This is a genomic window from Verrucosispora sp. NA02020 (assembly GCF_013364215.1).
Lineage (GTDB): Bacteria > Actinomycetota > Actinomycetes > Mycobacteriales > Micromonosporaceae > Micromonospora.
In genome coordinates this window covers 6,759,207-6,781,397 of sequence record NZ_CP054923.1, presented here as the reverse complement: position 1 = coordinate 6,781,397, position 22,191 = coordinate 6,759,207, and the positions used below count along the sequence as shown (strand labels likewise).

General features: G+C 71.8%; 20 protein-coding genes. 14 read left to right on the top strand and 6 right to left on the bottom strand.

Annotated features, from left to right (window positions below; genetic code table 11):
* Nucleotides 1-2: 2 nt before the first annotated feature.
* Both HUT12_RS30320 and HUT12_RS30315 read right to left on the bottom strand, forming a co-directional pair.
* Nucleotides 3-1,184, bottom strand: coding sequence for an NADH-quinone oxidoreductase subunit D (locus tag HUT12_RS30320; RefSeq protein WP_176095417.1), 1,182 nt, complete (start codon nucleotides 1,182-1,184; stop codon nucleotides 3-5).
* A gap of 13 nt (nucleotides 1,185-1,197) precedes the next feature.
* Nucleotides 1,198-2,568: an SAM-dependent methyltransferase gene (locus tag HUT12_RS30315; RefSeq protein WP_254876996.1), complete on the bottom strand. Its 1,371-nt coding sequence runs from the start codon at nucleotides 2,566-2,568 to the stop codon at nucleotides 1,198-1,200.
* Between the two features lie 111 nt (nucleotides 2,569-2,679).
* Between HUT12_RS30315 and HUT12_RS30310 the strand changes: the two genes are divergently transcribed.
* From HUT12_RS30310 to HUT12_RS30280, 7 genes are all read left to right on the top strand, one after another.
* Nucleotides 2,680-3,642: a Rossmann-like and DUF2520 domain-containing protein gene (locus tag HUT12_RS30310; RefSeq protein ID WP_176095416.1), complete on the top strand. Its 963-nt coding sequence runs from the start codon at nucleotides 2,680-2,682 to the stop codon at nucleotides 3,640-3,642.
* A gap of 47 nt (nucleotides 3,643-3,689) precedes the next feature.
* Nucleotides 3,690-4,538 carry a pantoate--beta-alanine ligase gene (gene panC, locus HUT12_RS30305; RefSeq protein ID WP_176096043.1) on the top strand — a complete coding sequence of 283 codons (849 nt, stop codon included), beginning with the start codon at nucleotides 3,690-3,692 and terminating at the stop codon, nucleotides 4,536-4,538.
* A 27-nt stretch (nucleotides 4,539-4,565) separates the two neighbouring features.
* On the top strand, nucleotides 4,566-4,985 hold the full coding sequence (gene panD / locus HUT12_RS30300; RefSeq protein ID WP_131053714.1) for an aspartate 1-decarboxylase: 420 nt from the start codon (nucleotides 4,566-4,568) through the stop codon (nucleotides 4,983-4,985).
* Between the two features lie 147 nt (nucleotides 4,986-5,132).
* Entirely contained in the window at nucleotides 5,133-6,029 is an 897-nt protein-coding gene (locus HUT12_RS30295) for a septum formation family protein (RefSeq protein WP_176095415.1), read from the top strand.
* 61 nt (nucleotides 6,030-6,090) lie between these two features.
* On the top strand, nucleotides 6,091-7,782 hold the full coding sequence (locus HUT12_RS30290) for an L-aspartate oxidase (protein WP_176095414.1): 1,692 nt from the start codon (nucleotides 6,091-6,093) through the stop codon (nucleotides 7,780-7,782).
* Nucleotides 7,782-8,675 (top strand): carboxylating nicotinate-nucleotide diphosphorylase, encoded by an 894-nt coding sequence (nadC, locus tag HUT12_RS30285; protein WP_176095413.1) that lies wholly within the window; start codon nucleotides 7,782-7,784, stop codon nucleotides 8,673-8,675. The genes HUT12_RS30290 and nadC overlap by 1 nt, the downstream gene beginning before the upstream one ends.
* 19 nt (nucleotides 8,676-8,694) lie before the next feature.
* Nucleotides 8,695-9,453, top strand: a complete 759-nt coding sequence (locus HUT12_RS30280; protein WP_176095412.1) for a type III pantothenate kinase — start codon at nucleotides 8,695-8,697, stop codon at nucleotides 9,451-9,453.
* 315 nt (nucleotides 9,454-9,768) lie between these two features.
* Here HUT12_RS30280 and HUT12_RS30275 read toward each other — a convergent pair whose 3' ends face one another.
* Entirely contained in the window at nucleotides 9,769-10,161 is a 393-nt protein-coding gene (locus HUT12_RS30275) for a hypothetical protein (protein ID WP_176095411.1), read from the bottom strand.
* 90 nt (nucleotides 10,162-10,251) lie between these two features.
* Between HUT12_RS30275 and lysS the strand changes: the two genes are divergently transcribed.
* From lysS to HUT12_RS30255, 4 genes are all read left to right on the top strand, one after another.
* Nucleotides 10,252-11,760, top strand: coding sequence for a lysine--tRNA ligase (gene lysS / locus HUT12_RS30270; protein WP_131053720.1), 1,509 nt, complete (start codon nucleotides 10,252-10,254; stop codon nucleotides 11,758-11,760).
* A gap of 118 nt (nucleotides 11,761-11,878) precedes the next feature.
* A complete protein-coding gene (locus HUT12_RS30265; RefSeq protein ID WP_162854363.1) occupies nucleotides 11,879-12,229 on the top strand; it encodes an Lsr2 family protein in 351 nt (116 codons plus the stop codon).
* A gap of 428 nt (nucleotides 12,230-12,657) precedes the next feature.
* Complete coding sequence (locus HUT12_RS30260) at nucleotides 12,658-15,192, top strand: ATP-dependent Clp protease ATP-binding subunit (RefSeq protein WP_131053723.1); 2,535 nt, start codon at nucleotides 12,658-12,660, stop codon at nucleotides 15,190-15,192.
* A 418-nt stretch (nucleotides 15,193-15,610) separates the two neighbouring features.
* Nucleotides 15,611-16,267, top strand: coding sequence for a C39 family peptidase (locus HUT12_RS30255; protein ID WP_131053722.1), 657 nt, complete (start codon nucleotides 15,611-15,613; stop codon nucleotides 16,265-16,267).
* A gap of 104 nt (nucleotides 16,268-16,371) precedes the next feature.
* On the opposite strand, the gene HUT12_RS30250 is transcribed toward HUT12_RS30255, so the two are convergent.
* Complete coding sequence (locus HUT12_RS30250; RefSeq protein ID WP_176096042.1) at nucleotides 16,372-17,274, bottom strand: A/G-specific adenine glycosylase; 903 nt, start codon at nucleotides 17,272-17,274, stop codon at nucleotides 16,372-16,374.
* A gap of 97 nt (nucleotides 17,275-17,371) precedes the next feature.
* Between HUT12_RS30250 and HUT12_RS30245 the strand changes: the two genes are divergently transcribed.
* The 3 genes from HUT12_RS30245 to HUT12_RS30235 all read left to right on the top strand — a co-directional run bounded on the left by HUT12_RS30245 (nucleotide 17,372) and on the right by HUT12_RS30235 (nucleotide 19,347).
* Nucleotides 17,372-17,884: a glycine cleavage system protein R gene (locus tag HUT12_RS30245; protein ID WP_176095410.1), complete on the top strand. Its 513-nt coding sequence runs from the start codon at nucleotides 17,372-17,374 to the stop codon at nucleotides 17,882-17,884.
* A 23-nt stretch (nucleotides 17,885-17,907) separates the two neighbouring features.
* Entirely contained in the window at nucleotides 17,908-18,468 is a 561-nt protein-coding gene (locus HUT12_RS30240; RefSeq protein ID WP_131056263.1) for a peptide deformylase, read from the top strand.
* Between the two features lie 147 nt (nucleotides 18,469-18,615).
* Complete coding sequence (locus tag HUT12_RS30235) at nucleotides 18,616-19,347, top strand: hypothetical protein (RefSeq protein WP_176096041.1); 732 nt, start codon at nucleotides 18,616-18,618, stop codon at nucleotides 19,345-19,347.
* A gap of 39 nt (nucleotides 19,348-19,386) precedes the next feature.
* Here the strand turns inward: HUT12_RS30235 and disA are convergent, their stop codons facing one another.
* Nucleotides 19,387-20,565: a DNA integrity scanning diadenylate cyclase DisA gene (disA, locus tag HUT12_RS30230; protein ID WP_131056261.1), complete on the bottom strand. Its 1,179-nt coding sequence runs from the start codon at nucleotides 20,563-20,565 to the stop codon at nucleotides 19,387-19,389.
* 101 nt (nucleotides 20,566-20,666) lie between these two features.
* Complete coding sequence (gene radA / locus HUT12_RS30225; RefSeq protein ID WP_176095409.1) at nucleotides 20,667-22,118, bottom strand: DNA repair protein RadA; 1,452 nt, start codon at nucleotides 22,116-22,118, stop codon at nucleotides 20,667-20,669.
* Nucleotides 22,119-22,191 lie beyond the last annotated feature (73 nt).

Below are 22,191 nucleotides of genomic sequence, written 5' to 3'. Positions count from 1 at the left end.
GCCTACTTGTCGATGTCGCCGACCACGAAGAACATCGAGCCGAGAATGGCGATCAGGTCCGGCACCAGGCAGCCCGGCAGCAGCGTGGCGAGTGCCTGCACGTTCGCGTACGACGCGGTGCGCAACTTGAGCCGCCACGGCGTCTTCTCACCCCGCGACACCAGGTAGTAGCCGTTGATGCCGAGCGGGTTCTCCGTCCAGGCATAGGTGTGGCCCTCGGGCGCCTTGAGCACCTTCGGCAGCCGGGTGTTGATCGGCCCGGTGAGCCGGTCCACCCGGTCGAGGCACTGTTCGGCCAGGTCCAACGAGGCGTACACCTGGTCGAGGAGGACCTCGAAGCGGGCGTGGCAGTCGCCGGTGGTGCGGGTGACCACCGGCACGTCGAGCTGGTCGTAGGCGAGGTACGGCTCGTCGCGGCGTAGGTCCAGGTCCAGCCCGGAGGCCCGGGCGACCGGCCCGGAGGCGCCGAACGCGGCGGCGTCGGCGGCGGAGAGCACCCCCACCCCGACGGTCCGGGCCAGGAAGATGTCGTTGCGCCGGATCAGATTGTCCAGGTCGGGCATTCGACGGCGTACCTCGCCGACGGCGGCGCGGGCCCGCCCGGTCCAACCGGACGGCACCTCCTCCTTCAGGCCGCCCACCCGGTTGAACATGTAGTGGATCCGCCCGCCGGAGACCTCCTCCATCACCGTCTGGAGCGTCTCCCGTTCCCGGAAGGCATAGAACATCGGCGTGATCGCGCCGATCTCCAGCGGGTACGAGCCGAGGAACATCAGGTGGTTGAGCACCCGGTTCAGCTCGGCCAGCGCCATCCGCAGCCAAGTGGCCCGCTCCGGCACCTCCATACCCATCAGCCGTTCGACCGCGAGCACCACGCCCAACTCGTTGGCGAAGGCGGAGAGCCAGTCGTGCCGGTTGGCCAGCACGATGATCTGCCGGTAGTCGCGTACCTCGAACAGCTTCTCCGCGCCCCGGTGCATGTAGCCCACGATGGGCTCGGCGGCGATCACCCGTTCGCCGTCGAGGACGAGCTTGAGCCGCAGCACACCGTGGGTGGAGGGGTGCTGCGGCCCGATGTTGAGCACCATGTCCGTGCCGAGCTGCTCCCCACCGGTGCCCGCCACCAGCCCGGCACCGGTGCCGACGGTCAGCTCGCGCAGGTCGCCCGTGGTCATGCCCGCCATCGTGCCATGAACGTCAGGACCACAGTGGCAGCCGGTCCACGGCCAGCCCGACCGGCTGCCAGAGCCACAGATGCCCGCCGAGCCCGGCCGGATCGGTCAGTTCGGCCGCCGCCGTCGCCTCGGCCAGCGCCCGCACGTACCCGGCCGGATCCTGGTAGGCCAGGCTCAACGGTGGTCGCCCGCCGTCGGCCCCGAGCGCCCGAAGCCCCTCCCGCTGAGTCCCCAGGGAGTACGCACACCGCGCGACCCGCTCACCGGCAGAGGCGACCGAGTCCATGGCAACGTGCGCCGTCACGTCACACGACCCGTCCGGCACCGGTGGCACCTGTCGCCCACCCCGGTACCCGGTCAACGACCCCTCGAAGGGCCGGCTCGTACGCAGGTGCCCGTAGTCCACCGCGACGGCCAGCCCACGCTCGACGTGGCCTACCGCAGCGGCCCACGCCTCGTCCCGGCTCCGCCCGATCTCGGCGCGCTCGACGGTGAGGGTGCGGTCCGTTGGGGTTTCCGGGCAGCCCGACCGGCTCCGGGCGGTCAGGCTTGATCCCTGCGCCGGTCGGGCTGCCCGGAAACCCGTCCCGGTCGGGCTGTGTGGGCTGAGGGGGGCGGCGTTCGCGTCCGGTGGGAGGTCAAGGGCGAGCTCCGGTGATCCGTCCGGTGGGTCTGTGGGGTGGGGCTGGTTTTGTGGGGGCCACCAGGTGGTGAGCCAGGTGGCGTCTGTAGGGCTGACCGGGTCACCTATCGTCTCCTCGCCCGACGTCGGGTCGACGAGGAGGTAGCGCCAGCCGTCCTCGGTGTGGACGGCCAGATCCAGCGGCACGTTGTCCAGCCATTCGGTGGCCAGCAGCAGCCCGGTGACGCCGTCGGGGATCTCATCCGTCCAGGCGATCTGTTCGGGCAGATCATCCGGTCGCGGTGCCACCTCGACCGCAGTGAACCGCACCCGCTCCACCAACGAAACCCCCGGACCCCCGCCCCCCGACGTGACGGTCCCACCCTCCCCGCGTCCCGCCGTACCCCCAACCCCCGGGGTGAAGCCTCCGGCACGGACGGCGGCCGTGGAAGTCAGGGTTTCCGGGGAGCCCACCCGCGCAGGGATCAAGCCTGACCGCCCGGAGCGGGTGGGCTCCCCGGAAACCCCCACCGCAACAGCCAACGAACAGAGCAGCTCACCCCGACCCGCCCCCACATCCACCACGTCGAACCGGTCGGGAAAGCCGAGAGCCGCGTCGAGGTGGTGGATCAACCGCAGCAGCGCCGAGGCGAAGACCGGGGAGGCGTGCACGCTGGTGCGGAAGTGTGCCGCCGGCCCGGCACCGGCGACGAAGAACCCCGAGGGTCCGTAGAGCGCCTGCTGCATGGCGGCCCGCCAAGGCATCGACATCGGGGTACCTCCTCGGCGTCGGTGAACGATTTCACACATCCTTGTTTGAGATCCGTGTCAGCGACGCATACTTGCCCCGACCGGTACCCATCTCGAGGACTGGATCGTGACATGAGCGCACCGCTGCGCCACCATCCGGCCGCCCTTCGGCGGCCTGCGACCGGCCCGTCGGCCCAGGTCGTGAACCGTGCCGTACTCACCGTGGGCGTCATCGGCGCCGGCCGGGTCGGTGCCACGCTGGGCGCCGCGCTCGCCGCCGCCGGGCACCGGGTGGTCGCCGCCACCGGGCGTTCCGGAGCCTCCCAGGCCCGGCTGGCGTTGCTGCTGCCGGCCACCGCCTGCCGTCCCGCCGAGGCGGTCGCCCGGTCCGCCGCCGACCTGCTGCTGATCGCCGTACCCGACGACGCGCTCGCCGGGGTGGTCGCCGCGTTGGCCGCCGACGGCGCGTTGCACCCGGGCCAGGTGGTCGCGCACACCTCCGGCGCGCACGGCCTGTCCGTGCTGGCACCGGCCGTCCGGGTCGGTGCCCGACCGCTGGCGTTGCATCCCGCGATGACGTTCACCGGTACGCCGGACGACCTCGGCCGGCTGCCCGGCATCTCGTACGGGGTGACCGCCCCGGCCGAGCTTCGGCCGTTGGCCGCCCGGCTGGTGACGGATCTGGGCGGGGTGCCCGAGTGGATCGGGGAGGCCGACCGGCCGCTGTACCACGCGGCGCTGGCGCACGGTGCGAACCACCTGGTGACCCTGGTCAACGAGGCGGCCGACCGGCTACGGGACGCCGGGGTGGGTCGACCCGAGAAGGTGCTGGCCCCGCTGCTGCGAGCCGCGCTGGAGAACGCGCTACGGCTGGGCGACGACGCGTTGACCGGCCCGGTGTCCCGGGGTGACGCGGGCACCGTCGAGCGTCACCTGGCCGCGCTCGCCGCCACCGCGCCCGAGGCGGTCGGCGCGTACCTGGCTCTGGCTCGGCGTACCGCCGACCGGGCGGTGGCCGCCGGCCGGCTGCGACCGGTGGACGCCGAGTCGTTGCTCGGCGTGCTCGGCCGGGACCAGACCGGAGTGGCGGCGTGACACCGGGTGACGGGGCGGTCCGGCCGATGCCCAGGGAGGCGGACGAGATGACGGAACTGGTGCACAGCCGGGCCGATCTGGCCCGGGCGCGGTCCGCCCGCACCGGCACGGTGGGGGTGGTGATGACCATGGGGGCACTGCACCCCGGGCACGAGACGCTGATCCGGGCCGCCCGGGACCGCGTCGACCACGTGATCGTGACGATCTTCGTGAACCCGTTGCAGTTCGGGCCGAACGAGGATTTCGACCGCTATCCGCGTACCCTGGAAACTGATCTTGAGGTGTGCCGGCGGGCCGGGGCCGACCTGGTCTTCGCGCCCTCGGTGGCGGACATGTACCCCGGCGGCCAGCCGGCGGTCCGGGTCAACCCGGGGCCGCTCGGCGAGGACCTGGAGGGGCTCAGCCGACCCGGGTTCTTCCACGGCGTGCTGACCGTGGTGATGAAGCTGCTCCAGCTCACCCGGCCGGATCTGACGTTCTTCGGTGAGAAGGACTACCAGCAGTTGACCCTGGTCCGGCGGATGTGCCGGGACCTGGACGTACCGGTCGAGGTGGTCGGCGTACCGACGGTCCGGGAACCGGACGGGTTGGCGCTGTCCAGCCGCAACCGGTATCTCTCCGCCCCGGAGCGGACGGCGGCGCTGAGCCTGTCGCGGGCGCTGCGCGCCGGTGCCGACGCCGCCGAGGCCGGCGGGGACGCCGGGGCGGTGCTGACCGCCGCGCACGCGGCCTTCGGCGCCGCAGCCGCCGGTGCCCGGCTGGACTACCTGGTGCTCGCCGATCCCGATCTGGCGCCCGGCCCGGTCGAAGGTCCGGCCCGGCTGCTCGTCGCGGCCTGGGTGGGCGAGACCCGGCTGATCGACAACGCTCCGGTCCGGCTCGCCCCGACCTCCTGACCCCGCAGCTCGCGAAAGGCGTTCCCGATGTACCGCACCATGCTCAAGTCGAAGATCCACCGGGCCACCGTCACCCAGGCGGACCTGCACTACGTCGGTTCGGTGACCGTCGACGAGGATCTGCTCGACGCCGCCGACCTGCTACCCGGCGAGCAGGTGGCGATCGTGGACATCACCAACGGCGCCCGGCTGGAGACGTACGTGATCCCGGGGCGGCGGGGCAGCGGCGTGATCGGCATCAACGGCGCCGCCGCCCACCTGGTGCACCCGGGCGACCTGGTGATCCTGATCTCGTACGGGCAGATGGACGACGCCGAGGCGCGGTCGTACCACCCTCGGGTCGTGCACGTCGACGCCGAGAACCGGATCGTCGAGCTGGACGCCGACCCGGCGACCGCCGCGCCCGGCACCGCCGGCGCCCCCATCCCCAACCCGCTCACGGTGTAAGGAAGGGCCCCCTGCTAACGCCTCGTGTATAGGAAGGGTCCCCTCCTTACACACAGGCCCGGGAATCCGGTCTGTCACCGGAAGGTCATTTTTGGTTACCCTGGGGGCGCCGTCGGGAGACGGTCGCTGGCTGGGGGAGGCGGCGTCATGCAGCGTGCGACGAGAAGCCTGGTCGCGGCCTTCGCCGTGGCGGCCCTGCTGGTGGGCTGCAGCGGGTCCGGTGGGCTCGACGGTGACCTGATCGACGACTGGGGGGCTCTGCCGCCACCCGGTCCGTTCACCCCGGCCGCCCAGGTCTGCCACGAGCCCGAGTTCACCCCCACCGTCTCGCTGGCCGCGTACGCGCCGGTGGACTGCGCGCAGCCGCACCGGGTGGAGACGGTGCACGTCGGTGCGTTGCCGGCCGACCGTGCCGCACCGCCCGCCGTGGGCTCCGCCGAACTGCGGACCGCCTTCGCCGAGTGCGACAACCGGGCCAGTGGCTTCGTCGGTGACAACTGGCGGGCCGGCCGGCTGCGGCTGGCCGTGGCGGTGCCCTCCGAGCTGGGCTGGGCCGCCGGTTCGCGGTGGTACCGCTGCGACCTGATGGAGGTGACCACGGCCGAGGCGGCGGCCACGGTGGTGCTGCGTACCGGTTCGCTGCGGGACGCGCTCCGGGCACCGTCGCCGGTGCGGTTGGGTTGCCAGCAGACGCGTACCGACCGGAACAGGATGGTGCAGACCCTGGTCGCGGTGGACTGCGCCACGCGCCACGACGCCGAGTTCGTCGGGGTGTGGCAGTCGCCCGAGCGGGCGTACCCGACGCGCAGCGCCCAGTGGGCGCCGTTCTACGAGGGTTGCCGTGCGGTGATCGCGCGCTACGCGGGCGTACCGAACGACACGGACCTGGTCTTCCGCAGCGACCTGGTGGTCCGGCCGCCGGGGGCCGGCCGGTGGCGGGCCGGGGACCGGGGGGTCCGCTGCTACCTGTGGCTCGGTGACCGCAAGGTGACCGGCTCGCTCAAGGGTGCCGGTCCGGCCGGCCTGCCGGTCCGGACGAAGTAGCAAGAACCACTCGTCCGGCCCCCGCCGTCCGAGCCGAGACGCATTCGGGTTGACTGGTGGCATGGAGCTCCCGACCGTCGGCCTGCCCACGTTGCCGAGCCTGCTGGCCGCCCCGGCGCCCGGCTGGGTGGAGACCACCGACGTGATCGTGGTCGGCTCCGGGGTGGCCGGGCTGACCGCCGCGCTGCACCTGCGCCGGGCCGGACTGCACGTCACGGTGGTCACCAAGGTCAACATCGACGAGGGGTCGACCCGCTGGGCCCAGGGCGGCATCGCGGCGGTCCTCGACCCGGCGGACACCCCGGCGATGCACGCCTCGGACACCGAGATCGCCGGCGTCGGCCTCTGCGACCCGGCGGCGGTGCGGGTACTGGTCGAGGAGGGACCGACCCGACTGCGCGAGCTGATGCGGATCGGTGCCGAGTTCGACCGCCACCCGGACGGCTCGCTGATGCTCACCCGCGAGGGCGGACACCGCGCCGACCGCATCGTGCACGCCGGCGGCGACGCGACCGGCGCCGAGGTCCAACGCGCCCTGCACGAGTCGGTACGCCGCGACCCGTGGATCCGGCTCGTCGAGCACGCACTGGTGCTGGACCTGCTCCGCGCCCCCGGCGACGGCCCGGACGGGCTGGGCCGGGCGTGCGGCATCACCCTGCACGTGCTCGGCGAGGGCAGCGAGGACGGGGTCGGCGCCATCCTCGGACGCGCCGTGGTGCTGGCCACCGGCGGGATGGGGCAGATCTTCGCGGCGACCACCAATCCCGCCGTCTCCACCGGCGACGGCGTGGCGCTCGCGATGCGGGCCGGCGCGGCGGTCACCGACGTGGAGTTCGTGCAGTTCCACCCGACCGCGCTGATCGTGCCGCCGGCCGCCCGGGTACCCGGTGCCGGGCACGCCCAGCAGCCGTTGGTCTCCGAGGCGCTGCGGGGTGAGGGTGCGTACCTGGTGGACGCCGACGGCAAGCGGTTCATGCTCGGCCAGCACGAACTCGCCGAGCTGGCGCCCCGGGACGTGGTGGCCAAGGGCATCCACCGGGTCCTGCTGGACACCGGCGCGGACCACGTCCACCTCGACGCCCGGCACCTCGGCGGCGACTTCCTGGCCCGACGCTTCCCCACCATCGTCGCCTCGTGCCTGGCCATCGGCGTCGACCCGGGAGCCGACCTGATCCCGGTCGCGCCGGCCGCCCACTACGCCTCCGGCGGCGTACGCACCGACCTGCGCGGCCGGACCTCCATCCCCGGCCTGTACGCCTGCGGCGAGGTCGCCTGCACCGGCGTGCACGGCGCCAACCGGCTGGCCAGCAACTCGCTGCTGGAGGGGCTGGTCTTCTCCCGGCGGATCGCCGACGACATCGCGTCCGGCCTGCCCGAGCAGGCCCGCCCGGCGGAGACCGGAGCGTGGCGCGGCGGCACCGGCTGGGTGGCGCCGGCAGCGGCGACCCCGAGGCTGCAACAGGCGATGACCCGGGGCGCCGGTGTGCTCCGCTCCGCCGGCACGCTCGCCGCGACCGCCGCCGAACTGGTCGACCTGGGCGCCGGCCGGGGCACCCCGCGTACCGCCGACTGGGAGGCGACCAACCTGCTCACGGTGGCCGCCACGCTGGTCGCCGCCGCGTACGCGCGGCAGGAGACCCGTGGCTGCCACTGGCGGGAGGACCACGGGGCGGCCGACGAGCGATGGCAGGGGCACCTGGTCGGCGCGATAGGCGCGCAGGGCCGGTTGACGACCCGGTGGGAGGAGAGCTGATGGCGGACACGGCACGGATGCTGCACGAGAACGGGCTCGACCCGGCGGAGGTGCGCCGGATCGTGGAGGCGGCGCTGGTCGAGGACCTCGGTCCGGACCTGCTCGACGTCACCAGCGTCGCCACCATCCCGGCCACCCAGACCGACACCGCCGACCTGGTGGCCCGGGCCGACGGGGTGGTCGCCGGGCTGGCCGTCGCCGCCGCCGTGTTCGAGCTGGCCGGCGAGGTGACCGGGACGGGACGTACCGTCGAGGTGTCGCTGGTGGCCCGCGACGGCGAGCGGGTGGCGCGGGGCGACGTGCTCGCCACGGTCACCGGCCCCACCCGGGTGCTGCTCACGGCCGAGCGGACCGCGCTGAACCTGCTCTGCCGGATGTCCGGCGTCGCCACCCACACCCGGGCCTGGGCGGACGCCCTGGCCGGCAGCAAGGCGATGGTCCTGGACACCCGCAAGACCACGCCCGGCCTACGCGCCCTGGAGAAGTACGCGGTCCGCGCCGGTGGCGGCACGAACAAGCGGATGGGCCTGCACGACGTCGCCATGGTCAAGGACAACCACAAGTTCGCCGCCGGTGGTGTCGCCGCCGCCTACCGCCGGGTCCGGGAGGCGTTTCCGGACGTACCGGTGCAGGTGGAGGTGGACACCCTCGACGAGGCGGTGGAGGCGGTGGAGGCCGGCGCGGTCTTCCTGCTCCTGGACAACATGCCTCCGGCGACACTGCGCACGGTGGTGGCGGCGGTGGGCGACCGGGCCGAGTTGGAGGCGACCGGCGGACTCACCCTCGCCGACGCCGCCGAGGTGGGCGCCACCGGCGTCGACTTCCTCTCCGTCGGTGCGCTCACCCACTCCTCGCCGATCCTGGACATCGCCCTGGACCTGCGTACGGACTGAACCCGTCTAGGCTTCGTGCGTGCTGCTCTGCATCGACATCGGGAACACCAACACCGTCCTGGCGACCTTCGACGGTGACAAGCTGGTGCACAACTGGCGGATCAAGACCGACGCCCGATCCACCGCCGACGAGCTGGGCCTGATGTTCCGGGGTCTGCTCGCCGGGGACGCGGTCGAGATCACCGGGGTGGCCGCCTGTTCGACCGTCCCGGCCGCCCTGCGCTCGCTGCGGACCATGCTGACCCGCTACTACGCCGACCTGCCGAGCGTCATCGTCGAGCCGGGTGTCCGCACCGGCGTACAGCTCGCCATCGACAACCCCAAGGAGGTCGGGGCCGACCGGGTGGTGAACACGCTGGCGGCCCACAGCCTCTACGGCGGACCGTCGATCGTGGTCGACTTCGGCACCACCACCAACTTCGACGTTATCAGTGGTCGAGGAGAGTTCCTCGGTGGCGCGTTCGCGCCCGGCATCGAGATCTCCTTCGACGCGCTCGCCGCCCGCGCCGCCCAGTTGCGCAAGGTCGAGGCGACCAGACCCCGGTCGGTGATCGGCAAGAACACCGTCGAGTGCCTCCAGGCCGGGCTGTACTTCGGCTTCGCCGGCCAGGTGGACCGGATCGTCGAGCGGATGGCCGCCGAGCTGGGCGAGCTCAAGGCGGTCATCGCCACCGGTGGACTGGCGTCGCTGGTGCTCAACGAGTGCCGGACGATCACTCATCACGAGCCGATGATCACGTTGATCGGGTTGCGCATGGTGTATGAGCGGAACGTCTGACGCTTTTTGTTCTTGGTTGTTGCGGTGGGCGGGGTTGCGGTGGGCCTGGTTGCGGTGGGGTTTCCGGGCCGCCCGACCGGCTCCGGGCGGTCAGGCTTGATCCCTGCGCCGGTCGGGCGGCCCGGAAACCCTCGGGGGGCCTGCGTCGTCCGTTCCGGTGAGGCGGTCGGTGGGGTGGGGACGGTGCGTCTGACGGTTGGGTGCGTGCGGCGGTTGGGGTGGGGCGGGTCTGCGGGTCGGGGACAGATGGAGGTCGCGGGCATCGACCGCCTGGTGCTGCGTGGAGCGGTTTGGCGGTGAGTTCGTGGTGGTGGGTCAGGGTTTGTGGGTGCGGGCGGTGAGGGTGCGGTAGGGAAGGGTCATAGGGCCTCGGGTGGTCAGGGCGGGGTGGGTGTCGAGGAGGTGGCGGACCTGGCGGTCGACCTCGGCCTGGCGGGCAGGGGTGGCGGTCAGGTAGTGGGAGCGGGTCCGGACCAGGCCCCGTAGGTCGTCGCGGGTCAGCGTGGTGGTGTGGGGGAACTCGGCCCACTCGGGTGGGCCGAAGGCGTCGCCGAAGTCGGTGACGGTCTGGCGCAGGCGGACCACCCGGGCGGGCCGGGCCAGTCCGTCCAGCGCCCAGCGCAGTGCCGCCTCCGGGTAGCGGGGCCGGTAGCGGTCGTAGTCGGCCGCCGCCGGACCGAACGAGCGGGCCTCGGTGGGATGCGTCATGACCGGCAGGCTATCCGCCGACGGCCGCCGGAGGGCTTGAGTACGCTCGGGCCTGACCTCGCCCGAAATCTCCCACTGAGGAAGCGTGCCGTGACCCAGCAGAGCCCCGTGCCAGTCGACCCCGCCGACGACCTTCCCGAGCAGATGAAGGTCCGCCGGGAGAAGCGGGACCGGATGCTCGCCGACGGCGTCGAGCCGTACCCGGTCAGCTTCCTGCGGACCAGCACCCTGGCCCAGGTGCGGGAACGCTACGCCGACCTGCCGACGGACACCGCGACGGGCGACCAGGTGTCGGTGACCGGCCGGGTGATCTTCGTACGGAACACCGGCAAGCTCTGTTTCGCCACGCTGCGCGACGGCGACGGCACCGAGCTCCAGGCGATGCTCTCGCTGGACCGGGTCGGCCCCGAGCGGCTGGAGGACTGGAAGCGGCTGGTCGACCTCGGTGACCTCGTCGGGGTCACCGGCGAGGTGATCAGCAGCCGCCGGGGCGAGTTGTCGGTGCTGGCGCAGGAGTGGGTGACCACCGCGAAGGCGCTGCGCCCGCTGCCGGTGGCGCACAAGCCGCTGAGCGAGGAGGCCCGGGTCCGGCAGCGCTACGTCGACCTGATCGTGCGCCCGCAGGCCCGCCAGATGGTACGCACGCGGGCAACGGCGGTCCGTAGTCTTCGCGATTCCCTGCACGACACGGGTTTCCTCGAGGTGGAGACCCCGATGTTGCAGTTGCTGCACGGTGGCGCGACGGCCCGTCCTTTCGTGACCCACAGCAATGCACTCGACACCGACCTGTATCTGCGAATCGCACCGGAACTGTTTCTCAAGCGCGCCGTGGTCGGCGGTGTCGAGCGAGTCTTCGAGATCAACCGTAACTTCCGTAATGAGGGCATCGACTCTTCGCACTCGCCGGAGTTCGCGATGCTGGAGGTCTACGAGGCGTACGGCGACTACAACACGATGGCCGAACTGACCCGCAATCTCGTGCAACAGGCGGCGATGGCGGTCGCCGGGTCGACGGTGGTCACTCACGCCGACGGTCAGGAGTTCGACCTCGGCGGTGAGTGGCGTTCGGTGAGCTTGTTCGGCGTGCTTTCCGAGGCACTCGGTGACGAGGTCACGGTCCGCACCGAGCACCGCCGCCTGGTCGAGTACGCGGACAAGGTGGGCCTCACCGTCGACCCCAGGTGGGGGTCGGGCAAGCTGGTCGAGGAACTGTTCGAGGAGTTGGTCGTGCCCGGCCTGGTGGCACCCACCTTCGTGCGGGACTACCCGGAGGAGACCAGCCCGCTGACGCGTGGGCACCGCGAGGAGCCGGGGCTGGCCGAGAAGTGGGACCTGTACGTGCGCGGGGTTGAACTGGCCACCGCGTACTCGGAGCTGGTCGACCCGGTGGTGCAGCGGGAACGGCTGGTCGCGCAGGCGCAGCTGGGTGCCCGTGGCGACGACGAGGCGATGCGGCTCGACGAGGACTTTCTCCGGGCGATGGAGTACGGAATGCCGCCGGCGGGTGGCATGGGAATGGGAATCGACCGGCTCCTGATGGCGCTGACCGGTCTTGGAATTCGGGAAACCATCCTGTTCCCCTTGGTTCGCCCCGAGTAGTCGACACGGAACTTTCCGCCGCGTTACCGGATCCCATTGACGTAACAAGCATCTGACGAGCTATTGTGCTCTGGTAACTGGCAGGTGCACCGAACCCTGCGCGAAAGGAATGTGGGACGTGGCCAAGCAGATCATTCAGAGGCTGGTCGATGACCTGGACGGCGGGGACGCGGACGAGACTGTCAAGTTCGCGCTCGACGGCGTTCAGTACGAGATCGACCTGTCGGGTTCGAACGCCGAGAAATTGCGTGAGGCATTCGCGCCGTACATCGCCGGTGGGTCGAAGGTGGGACGCGGCGGTGTGGTCGTCGGTGGGCGTGCCGCCCGGGGCCGGGGCGGCGCCACGGCGGACCGCGAGCAGAACAAGGCCATCCGCGCCTGGGCCCGCAAGGCCGGCAAGGAGATCTCGGACCGGGGCCGGATCCCCCAGGAGATCGTCGACGAGTACCACTCCAAGGCCGGTCACTGAGACCAGGCCGTCCGCCACGCCGGTTCGGAGCGCCTCTCCGGGCCGGCGCGGTCGTCCGGCCGTACGGGTCGCGCCGCCCGTTGTCCACAGCCGGTGGACGGGTTGTCCACAGCCTGTGGACAACGGGCGAGGGGTGACCGTCCGGTGTCGGGAGGGCTCCGTGCGGTGCTTCCGGCGGCCCCCGGCTCGTGCTCGAATTTCGCTCTGCGCGTACACGCACCATGCCCGGAACACCCGTTGAGCGTGGAGGGTTGTGCAAAACGACGCGTACCGGGCCATCGTCGGAGACACACGAGGTCAGCCGAGTCGGTCCGCGGCGATAGAGTAAAGAGGCGCGGACGCCCGTCCCGGGCGCTTGCGTATCCGGCCCCGCCGAGAGTCTTGACCACCAAGATCGAGTGCGCACGGCACGTGAGGAGCACGAGGGCATGTTCGAGCGGTTCACCGACCGAGCGCGACGGGTTGTCGTCCTGGCCCAAGAAGAGGCCCGGATGCTCAACCACAACTACATCGGTACGGAACACATCCTGTTGGGCCTGATCCACGAGGGCGAGGGCGTCGCGGCGAAGGCCCTGGAGAGCCTGGGGATCTCGCTGGAGGGCGTCCGCCAGCAGGTGGAGGAGATCATCGGCCAGGGCCAGCAGGCGCCGAGCGGGCACATCCCGTTCACGCCGCGGGCCAAGAAGGTGTTGGAGCTGTCGCTGCGCGAGGCTCTGCAACTCGGCCACAACTACATCGGCACGGAGCACATCCTGCTCGGTCTCATCCGCGAGGGCGAGGGCGTGGCCGCGCAGGTGCTGGTGAAGCTGGGCGCCGACCTGAACCGGGTCCGCCAGCAGGTGATCCAGCTGCTCTCCGGCTACCAGGGCAAGGAGCCGGCCGCCGCCGGCACCGCCCCGGGCGAGGCGGCCCCGTCGACCAGCCTGGTGCTCGACCAGTTCGGGCGGAACCTGACCCAGGCGGCCCGGGAGGGCAAGCTCGACCCGGTGATCGGGCGCGAGAAGGAGATCGAGCGGGTGATGCAGGTGCTCTCCCGCCGGACCAAGAACAACCCGGTCCTGATCGGTGAGCCCGGCGTCGGCAAGACCGCCGTGGTGGAGGGCCTGTCCCAGAAGATCATCAAGGGCGAGGTGCCCGAGACGCTGAAGGACAAGCAGCTCTACACGCTCGACCTGGGTGCGCTGGTGGCGGGCTCCCGCTACAGGGGTGACTTCGAGGAGCGCCTGAAGAAGGTGCTCAAGGAGATCCGCACCCGGGGCGACATCATCCTGTTCATCGACGAGATCCACACCCTGGTCGGTGCGGGCGCCGCCGAGGGCGCGATCGACGCGGCGAGCATCCTCAAGCCGATGCTGGCCCGTGGTGAGCTGCAGACCATCGGCGCGACGACGCTGGACGAGTACCGCAAGCACCTGGAGAAGGACGCCGCGTTGGAGCGTCGTTTCCAGCCGATCCAGGTGGGTGAGCCCTCGCTGGCCCACACCATCGAGATTCTCAAGGGCCTGCGGGACCGGTACGAGGCGCACCACCGGGTGAGCATCACGGACGCGGCGCTGGTGGCGGCGGCGACGCTGGCCGACCGGTACATCTCCGACCGGTTCCTGCCGGACAAGGCGATCGACCTGATCGACGAGGCCGGGGCCCGGATGCGGATCCGCCGGATGACCGCGCCGCCGGACCTGCGTGACTTCGACGAGCGGATCGCCCAGGTGCGCCGGGACAAGGAGTCCGCGATCGACGCGCAGGACTTCGAGCGCGCCGCTCAGCTGCGCGACAAGGAGAAGCAGCTGCTGGGCCAGAAGGCGCAGCGGGAGAAGGAGTGGAAGGCCGGCGACCTCGACGTCGTCAGTGAGGTCGACGACGAGCAGATCGCCGAGGTGCTGGGCAACTGGACGGGCATCCCGGTCTACAAGCTGACCGAGGAGGAGACCTCGCGCCTGCTGCGCATGGAGGACGAGCTTCACAAGCGCGTCATCGGGCAGGAGGACGCGGTCAAGGCGGTCTCGAAGGCGATCCGGCGTACCCGCGCCGGCCTGAAGGACCCGAAGCGTCCGTCGGGCTCGTTCATCTTCGCCGGCCCGTCGGGCGTCGGTAAGACCGAGCTGTCCAAGGCGCTCGCCGAGTTCCTGTTCGGCAGCGAGGACGCCCTGATCCAGCTGGACATGTCCGAGTTCCACGACCGGTACACCGTGTCGCGGCTCGTGGGTGCGCCTCCCGGCTACGTCGGCTACGACGAGGGCGGGCAGCTGACCGAGAAGGTGCGGCGTCGGCCGTTCTCGGTGGTCCTCTTCGACGAGATCGAGAAGGCCCACCCGGACGTGTTCAACACGCTGCTCCAGATCCTGGAGGACGGTCGGCTCACCGACGGTCAGGGCCGGATCGTGGACTTCAAGAACACGGTCATCATCCTGACCACCAACCTCGGCACGAGGGACGTGGCCAAGGCGGTCTCGCTCGGCTTCCAGCAGTCGGAGGACTCCGAGTCCAACTACGACCGCATGAAGCAGAAGGTCAACGACGAACTCAAGCAGCACTTCCGGCCCGAGTTCCTCAACCGCATCGACGACACCATCGTCTTCCACCAGCTGCGTCAGAACGAGATCCTCCAGATCGTGGACATCATGATCGCCCGGATCGAGACCCAGCTGCGCAACAAGGACATGGGTCTCGAGTTGACCGACAACGCCAAGAAGTACCTGGCGCTGAAGGGCTTCGACCCGGTCCTCGGCGCTCGGCCGCTGCGTCGCACGATCCAGCGCGACATCGAGGACAACCTGTCCGAGCGGATCCTGTTCAACGAGCTGACCCCCGGTCAGATCGTGGTGGTCGACTGCGAGGGCGACCCGAACGACATCGACAAGTCCAAGCTCGTCTTCAAGGGCTCCGACCGGCCGGTTACCGTGCCGGACGCGGTCCCGGCCGACCTCGGCGGCAGCACCGCCGCGGCAGGCGCAGACGAGTAGGTAGTCGGCTGGTTCGACCAGCGGCGGCCCGGTGGCACCTGCCACCGGGCCGCCGTCGTGTGTCGCCGCTTCGGTGCGGATCCTCGAACCGGACAGTCGGATGCTTCAGCGCACCTGGTTACATTCCGCTCAACGAGGGCGCCGGAAGGACCCTGTCACCCGGCCGCCGGGCATGGGTCGGCACCCCGAGCGGTTGCACCGGGGGTGGCCGTGGTGGCTCTGGTGGCCAGGTAGTCGCGGCGCACCGCAGAGCGGGATCGGCGTACGCCCGGTAAGCCCGGAATGTGTGGCCTATCCGAGCCGTTGCACCCATGGCGGGGCACCCCACCGTTCGTGGTGTCACCTGCTTCTTCCCTCCGACGCGGCATCCACCCTCTCCGCAGTCCCGGGTGTCGTGTCGATCCCCCGAGCTGGAGGAATGACCATGACGACATTGATGCGTAAGGCCGCGCTGACCGCCGCCGGTGCCGTCTGTGCCGGTGGGATGATCAGCGGTCCGATGGCCGCGGTGGGGGCGACGAACAGCACCGACGCCCTGGCCACCGTGACGGAGCGCGGCCACGGCAAGGGCGAGCGGCAGCTGAAGGTCCGCTACCAGGCCCAGCCGAACTTCTACTACTGCGGTCCGGCCGCGGTGCGGAACGCCCTCAGCGTGATGGACAAGGACGTCTCGCAGGACGACCTGGCCCGCGAGATGGGCACCACCGAGCGGGGCACCGACTCGGCGTTCGTGATCACCAAGGCGTTGAACAACAAGGCCGGTAAGGACGTCTACCGCACCGTGGAGATCCCCGGCCAGGTCGCCGACGAGGCCGAGACCGAGCGGTTGCGCGAGGACATCGTCCGTACCGTCGACGACGACCGGAGCGTGGTGGCCAACGTCTTCGGCACCGCAGTCGACCTCGGCGGAGGCAGCCACTCGTTCGAGTCCGGCCACTACATCTCGGTGACCGGTTATCGGGACGGCGGCAGCCAGGTGAAGATCGCCGACTCGGCGGATCCCGCCAAGGCCGAGTACTGGATGGACACCGAGGTGCTGGCGGACTGGATCGCCAGCCGCGGCTACTCCGCCTGACCGAGCGACACCGACCGGGCCGGCATACCGGGACGGATCGGTTGCCACACCAGGCAGAACTCTGCGGGCCGGCTCCTTACCCGGGAGCCGGCCCGCTACTGCGATCAGGTCGGGACCGGGGCCGGTGGACCGTCGCCGACCAGGCGGAACGCGCTTTCGCCGACCGGCTCGACCAGACCGTCGGTCACCAGACCGGCCAGTGCCCGCGCCCGCTGCACGTCGTCCGACCAGACCTGGTCCAGGCGTTGGTGCGGCACCGGGCCGGTCGCCTCGCGCAGCACCCCGAGCAGGAGGCCGCGTACCTGGCGGTCGGTGCCGGCGTACCGCTGCGGACGGCGCGTCGGGCCGTCCGGGGCGACCTGGCCGGACGCCCGCCACGCACAGGTCGCCTCGACCGGGCAGACACCGCAGCGAGGCGAGCGGGCGGTGCAGACCACCGCGCCCAGCTCCATGAAGGCGGCGCTGGCCAGGGCGGCGGCCGCCGGTTCGATCGGCAGCAGTTCCTCGGTGGCGACCAGGTCCGCCGGTCGGGTCGCCGGGCCGGCGTCCGGCTCCCCGGCGATCGCGCGGCAGACCACCCGCCGCACGTTGGTGTCGACCACCGGATGCCGCTGCCCGTACGCGAAGGCCGCCACCGCCCGCGCCGTGTACGTGCCGACCCCGGGCAGGGCGAGCAACTGCTCCAGTTGATCAGGGACCTGGCCGCCGTGCCGCTCCACGACGGCGACCGCGCACTCCCGCAGCCGGACCGCCCGGCGGGGGTAGCCGAGCCGCCCCCACATCCGGATCGCCTCGGCCGGGGTGTCCTGCGCCAGTGCCGCCGGCGTGGGCCAGCGTGCCAGCCACGCCTCCCATGCGGGCAGTACCCGGACCACCGGGGTCTGCTGGAGCATGACCTCGCTGACCAGGATGGCCCACGGGCTGACGTCGGGATGGCGCCACGGCAGGTCCCGCGCGTTGCGCTCGTACCACCGGCTCACCTGGCCGGCGAAGGTGGTTTCTGTCATCGCGTCGCCGATCATGCCACGGGTGCCGGATTCCGCCGACTGGACGGTCCGGGCGGGCCGCCACCGTCGGCGGACGTGGATCGGGGAGAATGCCCGGATGAACGAGCTCGCGATCACCGTCATCGGCCGGGACCGACCCGGCATCGTGGCCGACGTCGCCGAGGTGCTGGCCCGACTCGGGGCGAACCTCACCGACAGCACCATGACCCGGCTGCGCGGACACTTCGCGATGACCCTCATCTGTGTGGGCCCGGCCGCCGCCGAGGTGGAGGCCGCGTTGGTCACGCTGACCGCCGACGGTCAACTGCTGGCCACCGTACGCGAGGTGACGCCCGACGGGGAGACGGCTCCGGCCGGGGAGCCGTACGTGGTGGCGGTGCACGGGGCGGACCGGATGGGCATCGTGGCCGCGATGACCCGGGTGCTGACCGAGGCCGGCGGTAACGTCACCGACCTGAGTACCCGGTTGGTGGGGTCGCTCTACGTGGTGGTGGCGGAGGTCGAGGTGCCCCCGGGCGCGGCCGAGCCGCTCGCCGCCCGGCTGGCCGGGGCCGCCACGAATCTCGGTGTCGACGTCACTCTCCGTCCCGCCGAACCGGATCTGCTGTGAGCGGCGACGCGGGTACGCCGGACCTGACCGCCGAGGCGTACGCCGGGCTGGGGGAGTGGACGCCCGAGTCCCTGGGCACCGGAGCGGTGCTGCCGGTGGTCTCCGCCCCGCACACGGTGCTCAGCCGGGCCGGCGCGGAGGTCGACCCCACCGCCGAGGAGACCGTCCGGCTGGCGGCCGACCTGATCGCCACCATGAGGGTCTCGCCCGGCTGCGTCGGCCTGGCCGCACCGCAGGTGGGGGTGGGGGCACACGTGTTCGCGGTCAACGTGACGGGCCATTCCAAGGCGGTCACGGTGCACGGCACGTTCGCGCTCTGCAACGCCCGGGTGGTCGAGGCGACCCGGTGGAAGGCGGGCCGGGAGGGGTGCATGTCGGTGCCGGACCTGACCGGTGACGTCAAGCGTGCCAGCCGGCTCGTGGTCGAGGGGACGCTGCCGGGCAGCGGCGAGCTGGTTCGCCTGGTCACCGACGGTTTCGAGGCGCGGGCCCTGCAACACGAGATCGACCACTGCGCCGGGCTGTTGTTCCTGGACCGGGTGGCCGGCGCGCACGCGATCTACCAACGCAAGGTGTATCTCTGACCGAGGGCGGGTCGATACGGTGAGTGACGAATCGGCGCTGCCGACGCCCCGCACCGTCGTGAATGGAGGGTGGGTTCCGATGGGTCCGGTCGACCCCGGCGCGTCGCTACCGTCCGTCGCGTGCGACACCGCTACGGTGGGGGCATCATGCGTCTGACGGTCGGCCCCCTGTCTCCCGCGGTGTACTGGCGGCGTCGTGCCGTCGTGCTCGGCGCGGTCCTGCTCCTGCTGGTTGTCGTGCTCTACTCCTGTAACGGGCAGAGCAGCGAGCCCGGTGCGACCGGCGACGGTCAGCCCGATCCCGGGGTGTCGACCGGTACGCCGGAGCCGACCGGGTCGGTGTTGACCCCGGAGACCGGCTCGCCTCCGTCGGGCGACGCCGGGACCGGTCCGACGACGCCCTCCGGTGACCCGGCCTCCAGTCCGTCGACCGAGCCGTCGCTCAGTAACGACCCGCCGGTCAACAACACCTCGACCGATGACGGAACCTGCACCGACAGTGAGATCGTGGTGACCGCCCAGGCCCTGCCCGGCGAGGTGGTGCGCGGCGCCGCCGTCGATCTGCATCTGAAGATCCGCAACCGGTCGGAGCGGACGTGCAGCCGGGACGTCGGCGCGGACGCGCAGGAGATCTTCATCAAGTCCGGCGCCGAGGTGGTCTGGTCCTCGGACACCTGCGGTGCCGCCTCCGGGTCGGACACGCAGTCCTTCACGCCGGGCTTCGAGCGCTCCTACCAGGTCGGCTGGAACGGCAAGGACAGCAGCCGGTGCGCCGAGGGAGTGGCGAACGGCCCGGTCGTGCAGGCCGGGACGTACGAGGTCTTCGCGCGGGTGGGGACCCGGCTGAGCCAGCCGGCCAAGATCCGTCTGACGGGCTGACCGGGCGGGACCGGGCCGGGCCGGTGATCGCGGCCCGGGTCAGACGTAGCGTTCCAGGATGGACGCCTCGGCGAGCCGGGAGAGCCCCTCGCGTACGCCCCGGGCCCGCGCGTCGCCGACGCCCTCGACGGCCTGGAGGTCCTCGACCGTCGCGCCGAGCAGCCGCTGGAGGCTGCCGAAGTGCAGCACCAGCCGGTCCACCACCGCCACCGGCAGTCGGGGCACCTTGGCCAGCAGCCGGAAGCCGCGCGGGCTGACCGCTGCCTCCAGCGCGTCGGACGCGGCCGGGTAACCGATCGCCTTGGCGACGGAGACCAGGTCGATCAGCTCGGTGGCGCTGAGCAGGTCCAGCTCGACCAGGGCCTCGTCGAGGGTGCGGGGCTTACGGCCGGTGGGCAGGTAGTCCCGGATGACCAGGGTGCGGTCGGCGTCCACGCCGGCCATCAGCTCGTCGAGTTGCAGGGCGAGCAGTCGGCCGTCGGTGCCCAGCTCGACCACGTAGCCGGCGATCTCGTCGGCGATCCGGCGGACCATCTCCAGCCGCTGCACCACGGCGACCGCGTCCCGGACGGTGACCAGGTCCTCGATCTCCAGCGCGGAGAGGGTGCCGGAGACCTCGTCCAGCCGGAGCTTGTAGCGCTCCAGGGTGGCCAGCGCCTGGTTGGCCCGGGACAGGATGGCCGCCGAGTCGTCCAGCACGTGCCGCTGGCCGTTGACGTAGAGGCTGATGATCCGCATCGACTGGCTGACCGAGATCACCGGGTAGCCCGTCTGCCGGGCGACCCGCTCGGCGGTGCGGTGCCGGGTGCCCGACTCCTCGGTCGGGATCGTCGGGTCGGGCATCAGGTGCACCGCGGCCCGGACGATGCGGGTGCCGTCGCTGGAGAGCACCACCGCGCCGTCCATCTTGCACAGCTCACGGACCCGGGTCGCGGAGAACTCGACGTCCAGCGGGAAACCGCCGGTGCACAGACCCTCGACCACCTTGTCGTACCCGAGGACGATCAGTGCGCCGGTGCGACCGCGCAGGATGCGCTCCAGGCCGTCGCGAAGCGCGGTGCCCGGTGCCATCAGCGCCAGATTCGCGCGCAGCGGGTCGCCGACGCTGCCGCCTCCGGTCACGCTGACGCTGATCGGACGAGCGGGCGAGCCCACGGCACCGGTGCGGGCGTGGGGTGTCGCGCCGGCAGGCTTGGTGGCTTCGCGGTCGATCGGCACGGGCACAGTCTACGGACTGCCCTGCGGTGGGTGCTCCCGTGGTTACTGGGATGTGTCACGATTCGGCCCGTGCCGTCCGTCCCGTCCGTCGGAGACGCGGCTCACTCCGCCGAGGCCCGGGCTGCGGCCTGCAACGCCGCCCGGACGTCGCCCACCTCCACCACCCGCATCTGCTCCGGGCCGGCGCCGGTGCTCGCCGGGCCGCAACCGGGCGGCACCAGGGCCAGCCGGAACCCGAGCCGGGCCGCCTCGGACAGCCGGCGCGGCACCGCTCCCACCCGGCGTACCTCGCCGGTCAGGCCGACCTCGCCGATCGCCACCAGGTGCGGCGCGATCGCCAGGTTCAGGCCGCCGGAGGCGACCGCGAGCGCGACCGCCAGGTCCGCCGCCGGCTCCACCACCCGGATGCCGCCGACGGTGGCCGCGAAGACCTCCCGGTCGTGCAGGGTGAGCCGCTCGGTGCGGCGCTGGAGCACCGCCAGCACCATCGCCAGCCGGGCCGAGTCCAGCCCGGAGACGGTACGCCGGGGCGAACCGGCCACGGCGGCACCGATCAACGCCTGCACCTCCGTCACCAGTGCCCGGCGTCCCTCCATCGCCACCGTCACGCAGGTGCCCGGCACCGGCTCGCTGTAGCGGGTAAGGAACAGCCCGGACGGGTCGGCGAGGCTGCTGATGCCGCCCTCGTGCATCTCGAAGCAGCCCACCTCGTCGGCGGCGCCGAACCGGTTCTTGACGCCGCGCACCATCCGCAGCGAGGAGTGCTTGTCGCCCTCGAAGTGCAGCACCACGTCGACCAGGTGCTCCAACACCCGGGGACCCGCCACCTGCCCGTCCTTGGTCACGTGCCCCACCAGCACGGTCGCGATGCCGCGCTCCTTGGCGACCGCCACCAGTGCGGCGGTGACCGCCCGCACCTGGGTCACCCCGCCCGGCACGCCCTCGGTGCCGGTGGTGGAGATGGTCTGGACCGAGTCGAGCACCAGCAGGCCCGGCTTGACCGCGTCGAGGTGGCCGAGCACCGCCGCGAGGTCGCTCTCGGCGGCGAGGTAGAGCTGGTCGTGCAGGGTGCCCATGCGTTCGGCCCGCAGGCGCACCTGGCTGACCGACTCCTCGCCGCTGACCACCAGCGAGGGGCTGCCCGCGCCGACGGCCCACTGCTGGGCGACGTCGAGCAGCAGGGTGGACTTGCCGACCCCGGGCTCACCGGCGAGCAGCACCACCGCCCCGGGCACCAGCCCGCCGCCGAGCACCCGGTCCAGCTCGCTGACGCCGGTGGGGCGGGCGCGGGCCGGTGCGGCGCTGATGGTGGCGATGGGGCGGGCCGGCTCGGCGGGCATCCGGGAGCTGACCACACGGCCGGAGACGGTCGGGCCGGTGACGGTGCACTCGACCACCGAGCCCCATTCGCCGCACTCGGGGCAGCGGCCCACCCACTTGGGTGGCTGGTGCCCGCAGGCGTCGCACTCGTACGCGGGGCGGGGCTCGCGAGCGGCGGCCCTGCCGCGCCCGCCACCCGCTCCCCGGGCCGGGGTCGATCGGGAGATGCTCACCCGAGCGACGCTAACCCCCCGGTACGACGACGGCACCGCCGGCATGGGTTCACCACGCCGACGGTGCCGTCGG

Coding starts and splice junctions, on each gene's coding strand:
- panD (WP_131053714.1), top strand. CDS start 4,566: ATGTACCGCACCATGCTCAAGTCGAAGATCCACCGGGCCACCGTCACC.
- HUT12_RS30315 (WP_254876996.1), bottom strand. CDS start 2,568: ATGTCGATGCCTTGGCGGGCCGCCATGCAGCAGGCGCTCTACGGACCC.
- HUT12_RS30250 (WP_176096042.1), bottom strand. CDS start 17,274: ATGACAGAAACCACCTTCGCCGGCCAGGTGAGCCGGTGGTACGAGCGC.
- HUT12_RS30295 (WP_176095415.1), top strand. CDS start 5,133: ATGCAGCGTGCGACGAGAAGCCTGGTCGCGGCCTTCGCCGTGGCGGCC.
- HUT12_RS30275 (WP_176095411.1), bottom strand. CDS start 10,161: ATGACGCATCCCACCGAGGCCCGCTCGTTCGGTCCGGCGGCGGCCGAC.
- HUT12_RS30290 (WP_176095414.1), top strand. CDS start 6,091: ATGGAGCTCCCGACCGTCGGCCTGCCCACGTTGCCGAGCCTGCTGGCC.
- HUT12_RS30310 (WP_176095416.1), top strand. CDS start 2,680: ATGAGCGCACCGCTGCGCCACCATCCGGCCGCCCTTCGGCGGCCTGCG.
- nadC (WP_176095413.1), top strand. CDS start 7,782: ATGGCGGACACGGCACGGATGCTGCACGAGAACGGGCTCGACCCGGCG.
- HUT12_RS30320 (WP_176095417.1), bottom strand. CDS start 1,184: ATGGCGGGCATGACCACGGGCGACCTGCGCGAGCTGACCGTCGGCACC.
- HUT12_RS30235 (WP_176096041.1), top strand. CDS start 18,616: ATGCGTCTGACGGTCGGCCCCCTGTCTCCCGCGGTGTACTGGCGGCGT.
- HUT12_RS30260 (WP_131053723.1), top strand. CDS start 12,658: ATGTTCGAGCGGTTCACCGACCGAGCGCGACGGGTTGTCGTCCTGGCC.
- HUT12_RS30255 (WP_131053722.1), top strand. CDS start 15,611: ATGACCATGACGACATTGATGCGTAAGGCCGCGCTGACCGCCGCCGGT.
- HUT12_RS30245 (WP_176095410.1), top strand. CDS start 17,372: ATGAACGAGCTCGCGATCACCGTCATCGGCCGGGACCGACCCGGCATC.
- panC (WP_176096043.1), top strand. CDS start 3,690: ATGACGGAACTGGTGCACAGCCGGGCCGATCTGGCCCGGGCGCGGTCC.